The following is a 17935-nucleotide window of genomic DNA, read 5'->3' on the forward strand; positions in this document are numbered from 1 at the left end:
GCGCAGGGGGCGTCGGCCGCCCGCTCCCTGCGGTTTCTCATCGGTAGGTCACAGTATTGAGCCGAAAACTCGGTTCCTGCTGAGGTCTCCCCAATGACCGCCCGGCCACTCCGGTATCTTTTCCGCCATGTCTCAGTCAGAGCGCCTCGTTCTCGCGACGCGCTACCGGCTGGTCTCGGAAATAGGTCAGGGTGCCAACGGTACCGTCTGGAGAGGGCATGACGAGCTCCTCGATCGCGCCGTGGCGATCAAGGAGCTGCGGCTCCCCGAGAACCTCGCCGAGGACGACCGGGTGGTCTTCTACCGCCGTACCCTGCGGGAGGCGCGCGCGCCCGCACAGCTGCGCACGCACTCCATCGTCGAGGTGTACGACGTGGTCATCGAGCAGGGCCGCCCCTGGATCGTGATGGAAATGATCGAGGCGCCCAGCCTCGAACAGCTCATCGAACGTTCGGGTCCGCTGCCGCCCGAACGCGTCGCCCACATCGGCCGCGCGCTGCTGGACGCCCTCAACACCGCGCACAAGGCCGGGATCGTCCACCGCGACCTCAAGCCCAGCAACGTGCTGCTGGACGGCGACCGGGTCGTGCTCACCGACTTCGGCCTCGCGTTCTCCTCGGGTTCGGCGAGCCTGACCAAGACGGGCCACTTCATGGGCTCGCCCGCGTACGTGGCGCCCGAGGTCGCCGCCGGCGAGAAGGCCACCCCCCGGTCCGACCTGTGGTCGCTCGGCGCGACGCTGTACGCCGCGCTGGAGGGACGTCCTCCGTTCGAGCGCGAGAACGTGATGGCGACGCTGTCCGCGCTGGCGAACGAGTCGATCCCGCCCCCGCAGAACGCGGGCGCGCTCGCGCCCGTGATCACCGGGCTGCTGGAGAAGAACCCGACCCGGCGGCTCAGCCACGCCCGTGCGGTCGACCGGCTCGAACGGGCGCTCACCGGGCCGCGGTCCGGCCGCCGCCCGCCGACCCCCCGCTACCGGCTGATGATCGTGATCGGGCTGGTCGCCGCGACCGCCGCGTCCTGCGGGATCGGCGCCACCGCGCTCATCGTCGGCATGATGCGGGAGAAGCCCGGCCCGTCCCCCACGGCCACGGCGTCCAGCCCGCCGGGCTCCGCCCAGGCCGCCACCCCGCCCGGCGTCGCGACCAGCACCCTGGTCGTCCGGGCCCGCACCGACACGTGCAAGATCTTCGTGTCGGTGCCGGGCGACGCGATGACCGTGCTCAGCGACGAGACGCTGCACATGGGCGACGCGCGGCAGTACGACCAGCCCCGCCTCAACGCGGTGATCTACGACACGTCCGCCTGCGACGTGTGGGTGAACGGGCAGCAGAAACCGCCCGGCAGGCCGGGCGAGCGGCAGACCTACACGCTGAACAAGGGATGAGCCCCGGCAAGGAGTGAGAGTGCCCACCCCGGGGAATGCGGGAGCCGCCCGACGGGCTGCCATGAAGGACGGCCGAAGATCCAGGCGGGAGGCTTCCATGTCCGAGCAGGAGTTCCGGGTCGAGCGCGACTCCATGGGCGAGGTCCGGGTGCCGGTGGCGGCCAAGTGGCGCGCGCAGACGCAGCGGGCGGTGGAGAACTTCCCGATCTCGGGACGGACGCTGGAGGCCGCGCACATCGCCGCGCTCGGCCAGATCAAGGCCGCGGCGGCGGTCGTCAACGCCGAACTCGGCGTGCTCGGCTCCGACCTCGCCGCCGCGATCACCGAGGCGGCCCGGGAGGTCGCGGACGGGCGGTGGGACGCCGAGTTCCCCATCGACGTGTTCCAGACCGGGTCCGGGACGTCGTCCAACATGAACGCCAACGAGGTCGTGGCGACGCTGGCGCAGGAGCGGCTCGGCCGTCCGGTCCACCCGAACGACCACGTGAACGCCTCTCAGTCGTCCAACGACGTGTTCCCGTCCTCCATCCATATCGCGGCGACCGGGGCCGTCCTGAACGAGCTGATCCCCGCGCTGCGGCATCTGGAGGCGGCGCTCGCGCGCAAGGCCGCCGAGTTCGCGGCCGTGGTGAAGGCGGGCCGCACCCACCTGATGGACGCGACGCCGGTGACGCTCGGCCAGGAGTTCGGCGGGTACGCGGCGCAGGTCGGGCACGGCGTGGAGCGGCTGGAGGCCGTGCTGCCGCGGCTCGCGGAACTGCCGCTCGGCGGGACGGCGGTCGGCACCGGGATCAACACCCCGGAGGGTTTCGCCGCCCGCGTCATCGCGGAGATCGCACGGGTCACCGGGCTGCCGCTGACCGAGGCCCGCGACCACTTCGAGGCGCAGGGGGCGAGGGACGGCCTGGTCGAGGCGTCCGGCGCGCTCCGCACCATCGCGGTGAGCCTCTACAAGATCGCGAATGATCTGCGCTGGATGGGGTCCGGCCCGCGTGCCGGGCTCGCCGAGATCCGGCTGCCCGACCTGCAGCCCGGCTCGTCGATCATGCCGGGGAAGGTGAACCCGGTGATCCCCGAGGCGGTCACGCAGGTCGCCGCGCAGGTCATCGGGAACGACGCGGCGGTCGCGTTCGGCGGCGCGTCCGGCAGTTTCGAGCTGAACGTGATGCTGCCGATGCTGGCCCGCAACGTACTGGAGTCGATCTCCCTGCTGGCGCACGTGTCACGGCTGCTCGCGGACCGCTGCGTGGACGGCATCGAGGCCGACGTGGACAGAATGCGCGAGTACGCCGAGTCCTCGCCGTCGATCGTCACGCCGCTGAACCGCTACATCGGCTATGAGGAGGCGGCGAAGGTCGCCAAGCAGGCGCTCAGGGAACGCAGGACGATCCGCGAGGTCGTGCTCGAACGCGGTTACGTGGACGACGGGAGGCTGACCGTCGAGCAGCTCGACGCGGCGCTCGACGTGCTGGGGATGACCGGTTCGTCCCGCGGCTGACGGCCGCGCGCGTCCCGGCGCCCGCTCCGGACGCCGGGACGCGCCGGGCTCAGTACCAGCCCACCGACTCGGAGTGCGACCAGGCGCCGCAGGGCGTGCCGTAGCGGCTCTTGATGTAGCCGAGGCCCCACTTGATCTGCGTGGTGGCGTTGTTCTGCCAGTCGGGGCCGGCCGTCGACATCTTGGAGCCGGGCAGGGCCTGCGGGATGCCGTACGCGCCGGACGACGGGTTGGCGGCGTGGGTGTTCCAGCCGCTCTCCTTGTTCCAGAGCTTCACCAGGCAGCCGAACTGGCCGTCGCCGGTGAACCCGTAGCTCGGCATCAGCTCCTTCGCGATCTTCTGCGCCTCGCCCGCCGGGACGGGGTCGCTGACCGTGCCGCCGCCGCCACCGCCGCCGGTGGGGGTCTTCTTCTTTTCCGGCTTCTTGGTCGGGATCGGCGCGCCCTTGGGACGCAGGGACGGGCCCTTGCCGTCGTCCTCGCGGGTCGCGCGGGAGGCGCGCTTGAGGGCCAGCTCGCGCCGCTGCTGCTCCAGAACCCTGGGGTCGGCCTTCGGCACGGCCGCCTCCGCCAGCTGCTTGGTCGGCTTGACGGTCGTTCCCTCGTCGCCGGACCCGCCGGTCAGCACGAACCCGGCGACGGCGCCGCCGCCGCCGAGCACGATGGCCGCGCCCGCGGCGACCGCGGCGATCCGCGTGCCGCCCCGCTTGCCGGAACCGCCCTGGCGGGCGCGCGGCCCGCGCCGGTCCGACGCGATCTCATCGCGCGGCCCCCCGGCGGAGACGCCGGTGTGCGGCGGCTCGGGCGGGACGGCACCGAAGCCGAGCGTGTCACCGGCGGGGGCGCCCACCTGGGTGCGGTCGGTGCCGGCGACCCGCACGTCGTCCTCGTGCGGGGCCTGCCCGTGCGGCGCGGGTGCCTGCGCCGGGGACGGCGGCTCGAAGGCGGCCATCGCGTCGACGGCGGGGGCCGGGGGGTCGAAGTTCTGTCGATCGTCTCGCCTAGGGGACCCGGGGCGGTCTCCGTACAAGGCGGTCCTTCCGACGGTCGCACGCGCATGGACACGCGCACGAGCTGTTTCCACCCCCGGCCCGGCGGTCCGCCGGCAGGCCGGGCGGCTCCGGGCCCGGGCCGGCGCCGTGTCCGGCGCGCGTCGTCAGGGGGCCGCGCTCCGGCCTGGCACCGCTCGGGGGTGCTTACGAGCAGACACAATGCCGGAGCCCGAGGGCTGCTTCGCAACCGAAACGGGATGATTGCGGCGGGTGGGGCCGTTGTCAACTCCCCGGAAGACCGGCGAAACCCCCGACCAGGCTGGGCTTCTTCGCCACTCGCCGCGTTCATGTGACCTTAATCACAAGTCCACGCTACGAGGTTTGATGATCACATTCCGTAGGGAACAACACCCGTGTTCTGAGACACGAAACCCCGGCCGGTTCCGCCAGGTCCCGGCCGGGGTTTCGCATGCTCCGCCCGTCGCCTTACACGCCCACGTCACCGAGCATGTCGGTCACCAGTTCGGCGATCGGCGAGCGTTCCGACCTGGTCAGCGTCACATGCGCGAACAGCGGGTGGCCTTTCAACCGTTCCACCACGGCCGCGACGCCGTCGTGCCGTCCCACCCGCAGGTTGTCGCGCTGCGCCACGTCGTGGGTCAGCACGACCCGCGACCCGGCGCCGATCCGCGACAGGACGGTCAGCAGCACGCCGCGCTCCAGCGACTGCGCCTCGTCCACGATCACGAACGCGTCGTGCAGCGACCGGCCCCGGATGTGCGTCAGCGGCAGGACCTCCAGCATGCCGCGTTCCAGGACCTCCTCGATGACCTCCGGCGTCGTCACCGCCGACAGCGTGTCGTAGACCGCCTGGGCCCACGGCGACATCTTCTCGTTCTCCGAGCCGGGCAGGTAGCCGAGCTCCTGGCCGCCGACCGCGTACAGCGGGCGGAACACCACGACCTTGCGGTGCCGGCGCCGCTCCAGGACGGCCTCCAGCCCCGCGCACAGCGCGAGCGCCGACTTGCCCGTGCCGGCCCGCCCGCCGAGCGAGACGATGCCGACGTCCTCGTCCATCAGCAGGTCGAGCGCGATCCGCTGCTCCGCGGACCGGCCGCGCAGCCCGAACACCTCGCGGTCGCCGCGCACCAGCCGCACCGACTTGTCCGGCCGCGTCCGGCCGAGCGCGGAGCCGCGCTCCGACAGCAGCCGCAGCCCGGTGTGGCAGGGCAGGTCCCTGGCCTCCTCCAGATCGGCGCTTCCCGACTCGTACAGCTCCTCGACGGCCCCGGCCGGCACCTCCAGCTCGCGCATGCCGGTCCAGCCGGACTCCACGACGGCCATTTCCGCCCGGTACTCCTCGGCGGCGAGCCCCACCGCGGACGCCTTCACCCGCATCGGCAGGTCCTTGGAGACGAGCACGACGTCCCGTCCCTCGTGCGCCAGCCAGCCGGCCACCGACAGGATCCGGGTGTCGTTGTCACCGAGCCGGAACCCGGCCGGCAGGACGCTCGGGTCGGAGTGGTTCAGCTCGACGCGGAGCGTGCCGCCCTGGTCCCCGTTCGGCCCCTCGACCGACACGGGCTCGTCCAGCCGCCCGTTCCGCAGCCGCAGGTCGTCCAGGGTGCGCAGCGCCTGCCGGGCGAAGTACCCGAGCTCGGGGTGGTGCCGCTTGGCCTCCAGCTCGGAGATGACGACGATGGGGAGTACGACCTCGTGCTCGGCGAACCGGGTCAGCGCCCCCGGGTCGGCGAGCAGGACGCTGGTGTCGAGGACGTACGTGCGCCGGGCCGGAACGGGCGTCCCGGACATGCTCCCGGACGTGCCGGGACGGCGCGCGGAGGATGTGGCCACTCGATCTCCCTGACTATGGGGAACCTATCGGTGGCGCCCAGGTCCCGAACGCCCTTCCGCGGGGAGCCTGGGGGATCGTCCCCCCAGAAGAGAGCCGCCCAGGGGGCGGTGGTCCGCAGGGGACGGTCAGGTGCCGTAGCGCCGGTGCCGCGCGGCGTAGGAGCGCATGGCCCGGAGGAAGTCCACCTTGCGGAAGTCCGGCCAGTGGACCTCGCAGAAGTAGAACTCCGAGTGGGCGCTCTGCCAGAGCATGAAGCCGGAGAGACGCTGCTCCCCCGAGGTGCGGATGACCAGGTCCGGGTCCGGCTGGCCGCGCGTGTAGAGATGCTCCGCGATGTGCTCCACGTCGAGGGACTCGGCGAGTTCCTCGATGCTGGTGCCACGGCTCGCCTGCTCGATGAGCAGTGAGCGCACCGCATCAGCGATCTCACGCCTACCTCCATACCCGACCGCGACGTTCACAATCAGGCCGGGAGCGCCGGATGTGGTCTCAGCCGCGTCTTTCAGGACGCGCGCGGTCTTATCGGGCAGGAGGTCGAGGGCGCCGACGGGCTTGACGTGCCAGCCGTCGGCGGCGAGCTTGCGGACGGTGTTCTCGATGATCTCCAGCAGCGGATCCAGCTCGGCGGCGGGACGGTTCAGGTTGTCGGTGGACAGCAGCCAGAGCGTGACGACCTCGACGCCCGCCTCCGCGCTCCACTGCAGCAGCTCGGAGATCTTCGCCGCGCCGCGCTGGTGCCCGGAGTTGACGTCGGCGAGCCCCATCGACCTGGCCCAGCGCCGGTTCCCGTCCAGGATGACGCCGACATGCCGGGGGGTGATGTCGGTCGGCAGGTCGGCCTCGACGCGGCGCTCGTACAGCCGGTAGACGACGTCGCGTACGGCCGCGTACGGACCGCTGCGGCGGATGGCGGACACCAGCCGCCCGCCCTCGGCTGGACGGCGGCGCGCGCCCTCGCTCCGCCCGCCGCGGGGCATCGCCCTACGCGGCCTTCCCGTACGCCGAACCCCCATATGGGCTTCCCTTCGAGCGACCTGGCCCTGGCGGGAGGACGCTCAATTATGGCCTGGCGGCGACACTTCTCCCGCCGGTCGCGGTGCAGCCAGGGTAGTGCGGGAGCCGGTTCGAAAGGGGGCGTTTGGCCCGCATAGGCCTGCGTCGATCCTGGTCGTGAAGGGGGGTCAGGCCCTGGGGCCGGCGGCGCGGGCGCGTTCCACATGCTGCAGGGCGGTGCGCAGTTCCGACAGCCACTCGTCGGTGTTCTTGCCGACCAGCCGGACGCACCAGGCGAGCGCGTCGCTACGGCTGCGCGCGACGCCGGCGTCCACGAGCGTGTCCAGGACGCGGCGCTCGGGCTGCCGCAGCCGGGTCATGACGGGCACCGACAGCTGGGTGAACATCTCCCGCTCGCCGCCGCACTCGACGCCCCAGGAGACCTTGTGCCCGAAGCGGTGCTCGGCCTCGCGGGCGATGGCGACGCGCCGCTCCCGGGTCTCCTCGCGGAAGCGCTGGACGTGCCCGGCGATCAACCCGGCCCGTTCGGCACCGGACACCCCCGTGGCGGCCTGCGGCACGGGCAGCCGGCCGATGACGCTGACCTCCTCGCGGTCGAGGACGACCTCGGGTGCGCCCTCGAACCACCCACCGGGCAGCCGCCCGGCGAACCAGCCGCGCAGCTCCTCCGCCGCTTCGGTATTCATGTAATCAAAATTACAACGTTCCTCTGTCGTGGCGCCACCCTCCCATCGGGATTGACATTCACAACCTTTTGAGAGTTACTCTCATTTCATAGCCAGATTCATTTGGAGGTGAATACCTTGTCGGTGGGACACGCGCGCCGCTGGCTCGGGCTCGGCGCGCTGGCGCTCAGCATGCTGGCACTCGGATTCGACATGACGATCCTCAACGTGGCGCTGACCACGCTGTCGGAGGACCTGCACGCCGGCACCAGCGAACTGCAGTGGATCGTCGACTCCTACCTGCTCGTCTTCGCGGCCGTCCTGCTCCCCGCGGGGCTGCTCGGCGACCGGCTCGGCCGCAAGCGGCTGCTGCTGGCCGGCCTCGGGATCTTCGGGGCCGCCTCGCTCGCCGGGGCGCTGGCGGGCGGCACCGGCGAGGTCATCGCCGCCCGCGCGTTCATGGGGCTCGGTGCGGCGATCGTGCTGCCGCTGTCCATGTCGATGCTGCCGGCGATCTTCCCGCCGGAGGAGCGGACCAGGGCCGTGGCGATCTGGTCGGCCGCCACCGCGCTCGGGCTGCCGCTCGGCCCGCTGCTCGGCGGCTGGCTGCTGGAGCACTTCTGGTGGGGCTCGATCTTCCTGGTCAACGTCCCGTTCGTGGTGGTCGGCGGCGGCGCGGTCGCGCTCCTGCTGCCCGAGACCAAGGACCCCGCGGCCCCGCGCGTCGACCTGGCCGGCTCGCTTCTGTCGATGGGCGGGCTCGTCGCGCTCGTCTACGGGGTGATCGAGGCACCCGTGCGCGGCTGGACCGACCCCCTCGTACTCGGCTCGTTCGCCCTCGCCGTGCTCCTGCTCACCGGGTTCGTGCTCGCGGAGCGGCGGACCGGGGAACCGATGCTGAACATGCGGCTGTTCCAGAACCGCGGGTTCGTGTGGGCGGTCATCGCCGCCGTCGCCGCCAACCTCGTGCTGGGCGGGCTCCTGTTCGTCCTGCCGCAGTACCTGGAGGCCGTCCAGGGCAGCGACGTCCTCGGCACCGGGCTGAGGATCACCCCCATGCTGGCCGGCCTGCTGGCGGGCGCGATCGCCACCGACCGGGTCGCGGCCCGCGCCGGGCACAAGCCGATCATCGTGGTGGGCCTGCTGGTCCTCGCCGCCGGCCTCGGCTGGGCCGCGTCCACCGGCACCGGCGACGGCTACGGCGCCACCGCCCCATGGCTGGTCGTCATCGGGATCGGCGCCGGCCTCACCCTCATCCCCGCGATGGACGCCGTGCTCGCCGCCCTCCCGCCCGAGGAGGCCGGACGCGGCTCCGGGCTCGTCCAGACCCTCCGCCAGACCGGCGGCACGCTCGGCGTCGCGGGCCTCGGCAGCCTCCTCGCCGCCGTCTACCGCGACCGCGTCTCCACCGGGCACCTGCCCACCGCGGCGGCCGACGTGGCCCGCGGCTCCATCGGCGGCGCGGCCCAGGTCGCCGGGCGGCTGCACGACGACGGGCTGCTCGCGTCCGCGCGCACCGCCTACGTCCACGGCATGGACGCGGTGTTCGCCGCGTGCGGGGCCGCCACCCTCGCCGTGGCCGTCCTGCTGTGGCTGTTCATGCCCGGCCAGGGGCGCGGGGATGCGGTCCCCGCCGCCGATGTCGGAGAATCGGCTCATGAGAACGCCGTCCCCTGAGCATGCGATCGACCGGCTGGAGGAGCAGCTCTCCCGGCTGCCGCTGCGGGAGCGCAAGAAGCTGAGGACCCGGAGGGCGATCCAGGACCACGCCCTCCGGCTCTTCGCCGAGCAGGGGTACGACGAGACGACGGTGGAGCAGATCGCGGCGGCGGCGGAGATCTCGCCGAGCACGTTCTTCCGCTACTTCCCCACCAAGGAAGACGTCGTGGTCACCGACGAGTACGATCCGATCATGGCGGAGATCGCCCGCGGCCTGCCGCGCGAGCTGCCGCCGATCGAGGCGATCCGCACCATGCTCCGCGAGCTCCTCCCCCAGGTGTTCGAGTCCGACCTGGAGGTCGTCAAGGCCCGGATGCGGCTCATCGCGAACATTCCCGCCGTGCGCGCCCACGTGTTCGAGGCGATGCGCGAGGGCACGTTCACGATGCTGAGCGACGTCATCGGGCACCGGACGGGCCGCGCGCCCGACGACCCGGACGTCGAGGCGTTCAGCTGGGCCGTCCTCGGCGTCATGCAGGCCACGATGTACCGGGTGATGGAAGGCAAGGTCACCTACGAGGAGCTCCCGGACCTCCTCGACCACAACCTGGAGTTCCTCAGCCGCGGCTGCCCGCTCTGAACTTCCGGGGGTGCCCCCTGGAAGCCCGCCTGCGCCGGTCAGCCGCCGATGGCGGCGGCGACCCGGGCGGCGGTCCCCGGGCTGACGCGGACGGCGCCGCGCATGTTGCGGGTGTAGACGTCCTGGACCTGCACCACCGTGCCCCGGCGCGGCGCGGCGATCATCTTGCCGCCGCCCAGGTAGAGGGCGATGTGCGAGATGTAGCCGGGGGCGGTCGGGTCGTTGGCCCAGATGAGCATGTCGCCCGGCTCGGCCTTGCTGTAGGGAATGACCCAGCCGGCGCGGGCCTGGTCGGCGGCGACGCGCGGCAGCCGGATGCCCGCCCTGCCGAACGCGTACTGCATCAGGCCGGAGCAGTCGTAGCCGCCCTCGGCCTCGGACTCGCCGCCCCACACGTACGGCCAGCCGAGCCGCGTGTAGGCCGCGCGGATCACCGTCCGCACCTGCCTGGCCGTCATCACCCGGCCGCCGGCGGCCGGCACGTCCCCGGTCTTCGGGAAGTCGATCTCCGGGTTCACCGCGACGGCCTTGACGTTCTTCGGCAGCACCTTGCGCAGCCTCTTGATGAACGCCTTCGGCTTCGTCTTCGGGACGCTGATCAGCATCGCGTTGCCGCTCGGCATCCCGAGGGCCTGCGCGGTGGCGTGCGAGATCACCGCGTCGACGTCGCCGATGCCCATCGTCGCGTACGCGCCGACGCGCAGCTGCGACTGGTGCCGCCGGCCGCCGGCCGGCACCTGGCTGCCGAGCGCGACGCCGCCGTCGCTGCCCATCGTGAAGGAGATCGCGACGTCACCGGACGCGATGTTGCGCCAGAGCGCGTCCGACTTGGCGGTCGGCTTCGGGGTGTAGTTGCGGAACGTGGACGGGTTCACGCCCATCAACCCGACCCGCTTGCCCGCGACCATGCCCTGCACGGCGTCCACGATCTCGACGCCCTGCACGCCCCTGGCGCCGCGGACCTTCTGGACGACGTCCGCCGGCAGCGTGGACGGCGCCGCCACCAGCACGTGCGGGGAGAGGCGCTTGCCGAGCGGCGCGACCGCCGACGGCGACAGGCCGGTGCTGCCGGACGCGGCCACGTACTGGGCGCGCTTCTCGTCCGGCCGGCCGTCCGCCGGGGTGCCGCCATGCGCGAGGAGGACGGCGCCGTTGGCGGCGAGGGTGGTGAGCACTGAAACGCCGATGATCGTCGGTAGGACCCGGCGGTTCGGCTTTCCCACTGCCACACTCCTCGAAAGGTCGCCCTGCACGGGTTCCCGACCGTGCCCCGGACTCGACTATGACTCAGATGGCCGGCCACCGTCCAGATACCCGGCACGCCATCCGGCACCCTCGTCCGCCGCACCCCATCGGGTCAGTTCCGCCTCGTCTACTCATTGGTAACACCAGACGGGAACGAGATCAAGGTCACGTTGTCACAAAGTGGACCATCAGTCCAATTGCCGCCGCAGTTCGCGGGCCAGTTCGGCAGGGGTCGTCACCGGCAGCCGGCACACGAACCCCCGGCACACGTACGCGGCGGGGGCGCCGTTCACCAGGCCGCGTCCCTCCAGCAGCGGGACGCCCTCCGCGTCCGGGCCGCCGACGCTCACCACCGCGCCCGGCACGACCGCCATGAGGGCCGTCCGGTGCAGCGCCCCGGTGCGCTCGTCGCCGGGATCACCGATCACCGCGACCTCCACCGGGCCCGCCGCGTGCGCCTCCGCCACCGCCAGCCCCCAGCCCGCGAACCGCGCGTGCCTGTCGGCGAGCGTCCCGGCCAGGGCGAGCGCCCCCTCGGCCGCCAGCCGATGCCAGTCCGAGCCGGTGAGGGCGGCGAACGACAGCAGCGCCCCCGCCGCCGCGAACTGCCCGGACGGCGTCGCGTTGTCGGTCGGGTCCTGCGGGCGCCGGAACAGCCGCTCCGCATCGTCGGCCGTGTCGTAGAACCCGCCGCCGCCGTCGGCGAACCGTTCGAGGACGGTGTTCAGCAGCGCGCCGGCCATCCGCACATGATGCGGGTCGCCGGTGACCCCGTGCAGGGCGATCAGGCCCTCGGCCACGTCGGCGTAGTCCTCCAGGACGCCCGCGTTCTCGCCCGCCGTCCCGTTCCTGGACGTCCGCGTCAGCCGCCCGTCACGCTCGTGCACGTCCAGCAGCAGCCGCGCCACCTCCTCGGCCGCCCGGACGAGGTCGGGCCGGTCGAACAGGGCGCCGCACTCGGCCAGCGCGGCGATGGCGAGCCCGTTCCACGCCGCCACCACCTTGTCGTCCCGCGCGGGCGGAACCCTGTGCGCACGCGCCGACAGCAGGGCCGTCCGCACGCGCTCGTACCGTTCGGTGTCCGCCGGGTCGCCCAGGAGTTGCAGGACGGACGTCCCGTGCTCGAACGTCCCCGTCACCTCGAAGAGGCCCTCCGCGAACGCGCCGTCCTCCTCGCCGAGCACCTCGCGCAGTTGCTCCGGCGTCCACACGTAGTACTTGCCCTCGACGCCCTCGCTGTCGGCGTCCAGGGCCGAGGCGAGACCGCCCTCGTCCGTCCGCAGGTCGCGCAGCATCCAGTCGCACGTCTCCAGTGCGACGCGCCGGGCGAACGGCGTCCCGGTGAGCCGCCACCAGTGCGCGTAGACCCGCGCCAGAAGCGCATTGTCGTAGAGCATCTTCTCGAAGTGGGGGACGACCCACTGCGCGTCCACCGAGTACCGCGCGAACCCGCCGCCGATCTGGTCGTACATCCCGCCCCTGGCCATCGCCTCCAGGGTGTGGGACGCCATCGCGAGCGACTCCTCGCTCCCCGTCCGCGCGTGGTGCCGCAGCAGGAACTCCAGCACCATCGACGGCGGGAACTTGGGCGCGCCCCCGAACCCGCCGCGCACCGCGTCGTAGGACCCGGCGAGCACCTTCACCGCGTGCGCGAGCGCCTCCTCCCCGGGCACCTGCGTCCCGACCAGGCCGGACCCGCGCGAGGTGAGCGCCGCGACGACCTGCCGCCCCTGCCCCACCACCTCGTCGCGCTGCTCCGTCCACGCCTTGTGCACGGCCTGCAGCAGCGCCCGGAACTGCGCTCGCGGGAAGTACGTCCCGCAGTAGAACGGGAGCCCCTCCGGCGTCATGAACACCGTCATCGGCCACCCGCCCTGGCCCGTCATGGCCTGGGTCGCCTCCATGTAGACGGCGTCGATGTCCGGCCGCTCTTCCCTGTCCACCTTGATGTTCACGAACCGCTCGTTCATGACGTGCGCGGTCTCATCGTCCTCGAAGCACTGATGAGCCATCACGTGGCACCAGTGGCAAGCGGCATATCCAACAGAAAGGAGGACGGGGACGTCCCTCCGCCGGGCCTCGGCGAACGCCTCGTCACTCCACTCCCACCAGTCCACCGGGTTGCCGGCGTGCTGGAGCAGGTACGGGCTGGTCGCGTCCTTGAGCCGGTTCATGTCCCGATCCTGCCCGATCGGGCCGCCGCTGCACTTCCCCGGCCGGCGCGGCGCGGCGGCAGCGGAATCCGATCAAGGTCGTGGACCAGGGACAGGCGGCCCCTGAACACGGCGGACGCCTCGTCCAGGAAGCGGTGCTCGTCCTCGGCGCGGTACCGCTCGGAAAAGTGCGTGAGGACCAGGTGCCGGACGCCCGCCTCAGCCGCGACCGCGCCCGCCTGCGCCGCCGTGAGATGGCCGTACTCGGTGGCCAGCGCGGCGTCCTCGTGCAGGAACGTCGACTCGATGACGAGCATGTCCACCCCGTCGGCCAGTTCGCGGACGCCGTCGCAGAGCCGGGTGTCCATGACGAACGCGACCTTCTGCCCGGGCCGGGGGACGCTGCACTCCTCAAGCGTGACCGTGCGGCCGTTCCGCGCGGTCACCCGGCCCTCCTCCTGGAGGCGCCGGACCATCGGCCCCCGGACGCCCCGGGCGGCGAGTTCGGCGGGCAGCATCGTCCGGCCGCCGGGCTCCTCCAGCCGGTACCCGTACGCCTCGACCGGATGCGACAGCCTCCGCGCGACCAGCCGGAACGGGGCGTCGCCGGTGTCGAGCGGCATCCGCTCGCCGGACACGGGCCGCTCGCGGATCACGCCGGTGTCCCGGAAGACGGCCGCGTGCCGCAGCCGCTCCCAGTACCGCCGGCCGCTCGCCGGGAACGCCGCGTCCACCGGATGCTCGACGCCGTCACGCGCGATGCGCTGGACGATGCCGGGCACGCCGAGGCAGTGGTCGCCGTGGAAGTGCGTCACGCAGATCCACGTCACGTCGTTCGCCGACACCCCCGCGTGCGCCATCTGCCGCTGCGTCCCCTCGCCGGGGTCGAACAGCACCCCGTGGCCGTCCCAGCGCAGCAGGTACCCGTTGTGGTTGCGGGCCTTGGTGGGCACCGCGCTGGCGGAGCCGAGGACAACGAGTTCGCGAACCGACATCCCTCCATGGTGTCGGGTGAGGCGGCGGGCAAGCGCTTGGTTATTCTGTGCGCGATACAGGCGAACAAGGGAGAGCCCGTTGGCCGGGAGCAAGCGCGACAAGATCAAGATGACGCCGGACGAGGTGGCGTCCTATCTCGCCGACAACTTCAAGGTCCAGGTCGCCACCATCGGCAAGGACGGCGAACCGCACCTCGTCGCGATGTTCTACGCGCTGCTCGACGGCAAGATCGCCTTCACCACCTACAAGTCGTCGCAGAAGGTGGTGAACCTGCGCCGCAACCCCACCATGACCTGCCTGGTGGAGGACGGCGTCGAGTACAACGAACTGCGCGGCGTCGCCCTCTACGGCCGCGGCCTCATCGTCGAGGACCCCGGCCCCCGCAGCAAGGTCGGCATGGTCGTCGGCTCCCGCATGGCGGGCCTCCCCGTCCCCGAGATCGGCGAACCCGTCGACCCGGTCATCGCCGAGGGCATCGAGCAGGCTCTCGCCAAGCGCGTCCTCATCGTCATGGAACCCGACCGCATCGTCAGCTGGGACCACCGCAAGGTGTAGTGGTCACGTGCCGGGGGGCGGTGGGCCGCACAGGTCCATCGCGCGGAGCAGGGCGGCGTATTCGGCGGCGCGGTCGGCGCGCTGCCGGGCGGCGTCGGCCATGCGGACGAACATGGCGGCCTGGTCGCCGGCGGCGCCCCGTTTCCGGTGGATCTCCAGGGCCTGCCCGAAGAAGTTGACGGCCGCGACGGGGCGGTGTGCGCGCAGGTACGCCTCGCCCAGGGTGGTCAGGGCGCGGGCGCGGTTGTGCTGGTCCGGTTCGGGGAGGGCGGCGAACTCACCCGGGAGCGGGCCGAGGAGTTCGATGGCGCGCTCCAGTTCGTCCGTCTTGACCAGGGCGCGGGCGAGATCGTGGCGGGCCGGCAGGATCTCGTACGGGTCACCGCCGGCTTCGGTGTCGCGGAGGCGTTCCTCCAGCACCTCGGCCGCCTCCGACCAGCGTTCGCGGTCCAGCAGAGCCAGGCCCCGGGGTTCGCCGCCCGCGGTCGCGGAGGCGAGGGCGTGGTCGAGGAGGCGGTGCAGCGCGGCGTTCCGCTCCGCCTCGGTCTCCGCACGGTCGGCCTGCCGCCGCGCGTGGCCGCGCACCGCTTCGGGGAGCCGGAACCGGTCGCCGGACGCCGTGACGAGCCCGCGTGCCGTCAGCGTCTCCAGCAGTTCGCGGGCCTCGGTCCCGGGGACGCCCGCGAGGGCGCCGGCCGCCGCGGGCCCGAACTCGTCACCGGGCGGCAGGCTCAGCAGCCGGAGCAGCCGGGCCGCCGCCGGGTCGAGCTCCCGGTAGGCGTCCTCGAAGTTCGCGCGCACGTCGGGGTCCTCCCCGGACGCGGCCGGATCGAACCGGCCGGGCACGGGGCCCGCGCCCGGCCGGCGGTCAGGCGTCGTCGCCGTCGGGCCCGGTGGCCGCGCCGCTCTTCTTCGCCTGGGCGCGTTCCCATTCCTGCTGCCTGAGGTCCTCCTCGCGAGGCGCCTGGATCTTCTTCATCTGCTTGCTCATCGAGCGGATCAGGAAGACCGTCGCGGCCAGCAGGGCGAGGAAGACCCCGAAACCGAGGAAGCCGGGACTGACCGTGTCATCGTTCAGCGGCAAGGCGATGAGCGGAGACATCACAGACACACCTTCTCCCGGATACCGGCGAACAAGTCGTCCTCCGGCACCTCGGTATCGACGAGGGACCTGGCCAAATGGTAGTCCTCGGTCGGCCATGCCTCGCGCTGGACGTCCATCGGGACGACGAACCAGAAGCCGTCGGGATCGATCTGGGTGGCATGGGCGAGCAGGGCGCGGTCCCTGGTCTCGAAGTGGTCGGCGCACGGGACGCGTGTGGTCACCTCCCACTTGGGGCGCTTTTCCTCCTCCAAGCGCTTCAGCCAGTCGGCGTAGGGCGACTCCAGGCCGGCCTTCTCCATGGCGGCGTGCAGGGCAAGGATGCGTCCCTTGTTGAAGGTCATGTGGTAGTAGAGCTTGAGCGGCTGCCAGGGCTCGCCCGTGCCCGGGTAGCGCTCCGGGTCGCCCGCGGCCTCGAACGCCTCGACCGACACCTCGTGGCACTTCACGTGGTCGGGGTGGGGGTACCCGCCGTTCTCGTCGTAGGTGAGCATCACATGCGGACGGAAGTCGCGGACGGCGCGCACCAGCGGCTCGGCCGCGGTCTCCCGCGGCTCCAGCGCGAAGCAGCCCTCCGGCAGCGGCGGCGGCGGGTCGCCCTCCGGGAAGCCGGAGTCGACGAAGCCGAGCCAGCGCTGCTCGACGCCGAGGATCTCGCGGGCCCGCGCCATCTCCGCCTCGCGGACCTTGCCGATGTCCGCCTTGATCTCCGGGCGGTCCATCGCCGGGTTCAGGATGTCGCCGCGCTCCCCGCCCGTGCAGGTGACGACGAGGACCTCGACGCCTTCCGCGACGTACCTGGCCATCGTGGCGGCGCCCTTGCTGGACTCGTCGTCGGGATGGGCGTGCACCGCCATGAGCCGCAGCGGCCCATCGCCACCGCACTGCCGGTCGAGCGTCGTACCGTCGATGACCTCGGACACGGTTCTTCCTCTCGGGACTTACTTTGCGGCCCCCGGTTCGAGGCACGCGCCGGCACAGACGAGAATTGTCCCTGACAACGTCCGCCCACCGCACGGAGATTCCCCGCCATGACGACGAGCGTGTCGAAAACAGCGGCGCCCGCCGGGACCCGGCGGGGCGGCCGGTTCGGGCTGGTGGTCGTCGGGCTGCTGTCGGCGCTGATGGCGGTCGGGATGGGGATCCTCGCCGCGCACACGGGACAGACCCCCGGGATCGTCCCGCAGACGATCGCCTACGACATCACCGACACCTCGGTGAAGATCACCTTCACGGTGGCCAAGGCCAAGGGCGACGACGTGCGCTGCACGGTGGACGCCTACGACACCGACTTCGCGATCCTCGCGAAGAAGGAGGTCTCCGTCCCGGCAGGGAAGTCCAGCGTCAAGGAGACAGAGACGCTGACGACACCGCGGCGTGCCACCGGCGCCCGGATCCATGACTGCCGCAAGGCATGAGCAAGGCATGACCGGGCTGGACCACCCGAAACCGCCCATGCGCCGGGGGAACGACGAGCCACGTTTGGCGGATTGCGGACGCCGAGTTCAGGGAACCTTTACCCGCACACACCGGATAGGCTAGAGGTTTCACCCGGCCGCACTTCATGTCGATGTGACACCCACCCGCGTGGGCGGGTGAGGATCGCACCATGTGGATGAGGAGTACCCGTGACCGAGACCCGCGCTGACAACGTCACCTGGCTGACGCAGGAGGCGTACGACCGGCTCAAGGCTGAGCTGGAGCACCTGTCGGGCCCGGGCCGCATCGAGATCGCTCAGAAGATCGAGGCGGCGCGGGAGGAGGGCGACCTGCGCGAGAACGGCGGCTACCACGCGGCCAAGGAAGAACAGGGCAAGATCGAGGGCCGGATCCTCCAACTCCAGAGCATCCTGGAGAACGCGCGCGTCGGGGAAGCTCCGCGCACCGATGGCGTCGTCGGCCCCGGTATGACCGTCACGATCTCCTTCGAGGGCGACGACGAGGAGGTCACCTTCCTGCTCGCCTCCCGCGAGGAGGTCGGCGCCCCCATCGACGTCTACTCGCCCAAGTCGCCCCTCGGCGCCGCCATCAACGGCAAGAAGGTCGGCGAGAAGGCCACCTACAACCTCCCCAACGGCCGCGCCATGACCGTGGAAATCCTCGACGCGACGGCGTACGGAACGGCGTAGCCCTCGGCTGTATTGATTGCGTCGCCCTCGGCGTCGGGCCCT

Annotated in this window: 17 protein-coding genes; 7 read left to right on the forward strand and 10 right to left on the reverse strand. The window is 71.9% G+C overall.

Annotation, left to right across the window (positions count from 1 at the left end; all coding sequences use genetic code 11):
- Positions 1-127: 127 nt before the first annotated feature.
- Together AF1_RS35710 and AF1_RS15895 are read left to right on the forward strand one after the other, a co-directional pair.
- A complete protein-coding gene (locus tag AF1_RS35710) occupies positions 128-1390 on the forward strand; it encodes a serine/threonine-protein kinase (RefSeq protein WP_084262984.1) in 1263 nt (420 codons plus the stop codon).
- Between the two features lie 97 nt (positions 1391-1487).
- Complete coding sequence (locus AF1_RS15895) at positions 1488-2888, forward strand: class II fumarate hydratase (protein WP_067798946.1); 1401 nt, start codon at positions 1488-1490, stop codon at positions 2886-2888.
- A gap of 49 nt (positions 2889-2937) precedes the next feature.
- On the opposite strand, the gene AF1_RS35870 is transcribed toward AF1_RS15895, so the two are convergent.
- From AF1_RS35870 to AF1_RS15915, 4 genes are all read right to left on the reverse strand, one after another.
- Positions 2938-3840 (reverse strand): aggregation-promoting factor C-terminal-like domain-containing protein, encoded by a 903-nt coding sequence (locus tag AF1_RS35870; RefSeq protein ID WP_067798948.1) that lies wholly within the window; start codon positions 3838-3840, stop codon positions 2938-2940.
- Between the two features lie 526 nt (positions 3841-4366).
- Positions 4367-5692, reverse strand: coding sequence for a PhoH family protein (locus AF1_RS15905; RefSeq protein ID WP_067798951.1), 1326 nt, complete (start codon positions 5690-5692; stop codon positions 4367-4369).
- A 168-nt stretch (positions 5693-5860) separates the two neighbouring features.
- Entirely contained in the window at positions 5861-6712 is an 852-nt protein-coding gene (locus tag AF1_RS15910) for an isoprenyl transferase (protein ID WP_084262985.1), read from the reverse strand.
- A gap of 204 nt (positions 6713-6916) precedes the next feature.
- Positions 6917-7435, reverse strand: a complete 519-nt coding sequence (locus tag AF1_RS15915; RefSeq protein ID WP_067798954.1) for a hypothetical protein — start codon at positions 7433-7435, stop codon at positions 6917-6919.
- A 123-nt stretch (positions 7436-7558) separates the two neighbouring features.
- On the opposite strand from AF1_RS15915, the gene AF1_RS15920 reads away from it, so the two are divergent.
- Both AF1_RS15920 and AF1_RS15925 read left to right on the forward strand, forming a co-directional pair.
- On the forward strand, positions 7559-9091 hold the full coding sequence (locus AF1_RS15920; RefSeq protein ID WP_067798957.1) for an MFS transporter: 1533 nt from the start codon (positions 7559-7561) through the stop codon (positions 9089-9091).
- A complete protein-coding gene (locus AF1_RS15925) occupies positions 9072-9713 on the forward strand; it encodes an acyl-CoA-like ligand-binding transcription factor (RefSeq protein ID WP_067798961.1) in 642 nt (213 codons plus the stop codon). The genes AF1_RS15920 and AF1_RS15925 overlap by 20 nt, the downstream gene beginning before the upstream one ends.
- Before the next feature lie 38 nt (positions 9714-9751).
- On the opposite strand, the gene AF1_RS15930 is transcribed toward AF1_RS15925, so the two are convergent.
- From AF1_RS15930 to AF1_RS15940, 3 genes are all read right to left on the reverse strand, one after another.
- Complete coding sequence (locus tag AF1_RS15930; RefSeq protein WP_067798964.1) at positions 9752-10936, reverse strand: C40 family peptidase; 1185 nt, start codon at positions 10934-10936, stop codon at positions 9752-9754.
- A 210-nt stretch (positions 10937-11146) separates the two neighbouring features.
- Positions 11147-13132, reverse strand: coding sequence for a thioredoxin domain-containing protein (locus AF1_RS15935; protein WP_067798967.1), 1986 nt, complete (start codon positions 13130-13132; stop codon positions 11147-11149).
- Positions 13129-14106 carry a ribonuclease Z gene (locus tag AF1_RS15940; protein ID WP_067798970.1) on the reverse strand — a complete coding sequence of 326 codons (978 nt, stop codon included), beginning with the start codon at positions 14104-14106 and terminating at the stop codon, positions 13129-13131. The genes AF1_RS15935 and AF1_RS15940 overlap by 4 nt, the downstream gene beginning before the upstream one ends.
- 79 nt (positions 14107-14185) lie before the next feature.
- Here AF1_RS15940 and AF1_RS15945 point away from each other — a divergent pair, with 79 nt between their 5' ends.
- Positions 14186-14662 (forward strand): pyridoxamine 5'-phosphate oxidase family protein, encoded by a 477-nt coding sequence (locus AF1_RS15945; RefSeq protein WP_131732638.1) that lies wholly within the window; start codon positions 14186-14188, stop codon positions 14660-14662.
- 3 nt (positions 14663-14665) lie between these two features.
- On the opposite strand, the gene AF1_RS15950 is transcribed toward AF1_RS15945, so the two are convergent.
- From AF1_RS15950 to mca, 3 genes are all read right to left on the reverse strand, one after another.
- Positions 14666-15463 carry a tetratricopeptide repeat protein gene (locus tag AF1_RS15950; RefSeq protein WP_157419206.1) on the reverse strand — a complete coding sequence of 266 codons (798 nt, stop codon included), beginning with the start codon at positions 15461-15463 and terminating at the stop codon, positions 14666-14668.
- 67 nt (positions 15464-15530) lie between these two features.
- On the reverse strand, positions 15531-15764 hold the full coding sequence (locus tag AF1_RS15955; protein WP_067799005.1) for a hypothetical protein: 234 nt from the start codon (positions 15762-15764) through the stop codon (positions 15531-15533).
- The gene (gene mca, locus AF1_RS15960) at positions 15764-16621 is read right to left on the reverse strand and encodes a mycothiol conjugate amidase Mca (protein ID WP_067799008.1); all 858 of its coding nucleotides are present in this window, start codon (positions 16619-16621) and stop codon (positions 15764-15766) included. Before mca ends, AF1_RS15955 begins: the two co-directional genes overlap by 1 nt.
- A 174-nt stretch (positions 16622-16795) precedes the next feature.
- Between mca and AF1_RS15965 the strand changes: the two genes are divergently transcribed.
- The gene (locus AF1_RS15965; protein WP_067798975.1) at positions 16796-17182 is read left to right on the forward strand and encodes a DUF4307 domain-containing protein; all 387 of its coding nucleotides are present in this window, start codon (positions 16796-16798) and stop codon (positions 17180-17182) included.
- A 210-nt stretch (positions 17183-17392) separates the two neighbouring features.
- Positions 17393-17893 (forward strand): transcription elongation factor GreA, encoded by a 501-nt coding sequence (greA, locus tag AF1_RS15970; RefSeq protein ID WP_067798978.1) that lies wholly within the window; start codon positions 17393-17395, stop codon positions 17891-17893.
- The last annotated feature ends 42 nt before the right edge of the window (positions 17894-17935 follow it).

Source organism: Actinomadura formosensis NBRC 14204 (assembly GCF_001552155.1).
In the GTDB taxonomy this organism is placed as follows: Bacteria; Actinomycetota; Actinomycetes; order Streptosporangiales; family Streptosporangiaceae; genus Spirillospora; species Spirillospora formosensis.